Here is a 1,359-nt window from a genome sequence, read left to right as displayed (position 1 = left end):
GAAAAAATAGCAGAGCTGTTAAAGGAAGAAAGGACAGATTTATTGCCCCATTTGACTAGGCAGTTGGATTATCTAACTCGAGAAAGGAAACACCTGGATACCTTGATTTCCACCTTGCAAAAAACCATTCAAGAACAAAAAGGAGAAATAAAAATGACGATTGAGGAAAAATTCACTGGATTTAGCTATCAAGATCATCAAAAATACCACCAAGAGGCGGTAGAGAAATATGGACAAGAAGTCATGGACCAAGCTCTTGAGCGCCAAAAAGGTCGCGAAGACGAGTCTACGGCCGCCTTTAACCAAGTCTTTCAAGCCTTGGCTCAAAATCTTCAAGATGGTCTGCCTGCAACAGCAGCTGAAAACCAAGAAGAGGCAGCTAAACTCTGGCAAGCTATTCGTACTTATGGATTTGACTGCTCTATTGAAGTCTTCGGCCATATCGGTAAAGGATACGTCTACAACCCAGAGTTTAAGGAAAACATTGACAAATTTGGACCTGGAACAGCTCAATACACATCAGATGTCATTGCTATTTACGTTCAGACAAATGCAGAATAAATAGGCTAGGAATTTCCTAGCCTATTTTTTACTTCAAGTCATAAAGCCAGTCGTCACCGTCTTTGTAGTAAAAGAATTCACTGAGATCATCTTCCAAAAAAACACGAAGCATATCAGACATATCATCGGTTGCCAGTTTTAGTTGAGAGAGATTTTCAAACTCTTCCCACCATACCTTTCCTTCGTCTGAAGATTGTAGCTCACCAGTAAAGTGTTCGGTCTTGTAAAATAGGACGACATAACGATAATCCTCGTCGTCATACCAGTCTTTAATACCACAGAGTTGGGGTTTTGAAATAGTTAGTCCAGTTTCTTCTTTCACTTCACGAATGACAGCTTCGACAAAGGATTCGCCACGTTCAACATGCCCGCCAGGAAAAGTAATACCAGGCCAGTCAGGGCTAACTCTGTCTTGGACCAGCACCTTGTCTCCGTTTTGAATCATACACATATTGACAAATTCGACTAATTCTCGCCTGTTCATATTGTTTTTCCTATTTTGTTAGTAACTTTTCCACGACGTTTAACTTTCGCATGGTCAGAACCACGCCAAACAATTTTTCAAGATAGTTAGTATTGAGCTTTTTTTGTTTTGCAGTTCTAGGAAGATAGAGGTAGAGACAGTAATCGCCTACACAGATTTCTTCCTCGCCGTAGTCAGTTTTCAATTTTTCTAGTGGCAGACTTTGGATAAGTCCTTGATAAAGAATTACATGCACACGATCATGAAGATAGTCTTCTTTAAATGGATTCTCATGAACAATCTTTTCAAAATCGTTCTTATTCTTGATAACCATT

Annotated in this window: 2 protein-coding genes and 1 pseudogene; 1 reads left to right on the top strand and 2 read right to left on the bottom strand. The window is 39.7% G+C overall.

What is annotated here, in order from left to right; all coding sequences use genetic code 11:
* Nucleotides 1-561 (top strand): TipAS antibiotic-recognition domain-containing protein (locus GMD1S_RS10340; protein ID WP_000352139.1); only part of this gene is annotated, 561 nt, incomplete at its 5' end.
* 28 nt (nucleotides 562-589) lie between these two features.
* On the opposite strand, the gene GMD1S_RS10335 is transcribed toward GMD1S_RS10340, so the two are convergent.
* The gene (locus GMD1S_RS10335; protein ID WP_001081769.1) at nucleotides 590-1,045 is read right to left on the bottom strand and encodes an 8-oxo-dGTP diphosphatase; all 456 of its coding nucleotides are present in this window, start codon (nucleotides 1,043-1,045) and stop codon (nucleotides 590-592) included.
* A gap of 10 nt (nucleotides 1,046-1,055) precedes the next feature.
* Nucleotides 1,056-1,359: pseudogene (locus GMD1S_RS10330) on the bottom strand (DUF1697 domain-containing protein); the annotation flags it as partial.

It is taken from the genome of Streptococcus sp. GMD1S (assembly GCF_000296875.1).
Taxonomy (GTDB): domain Bacteria; phylum Bacillota; class Bacilli; order Lactobacillales; family Streptococcaceae; genus Streptococcus.
This window is presented reverse-complemented; position numbering and strand designations above follow the sequence as displayed.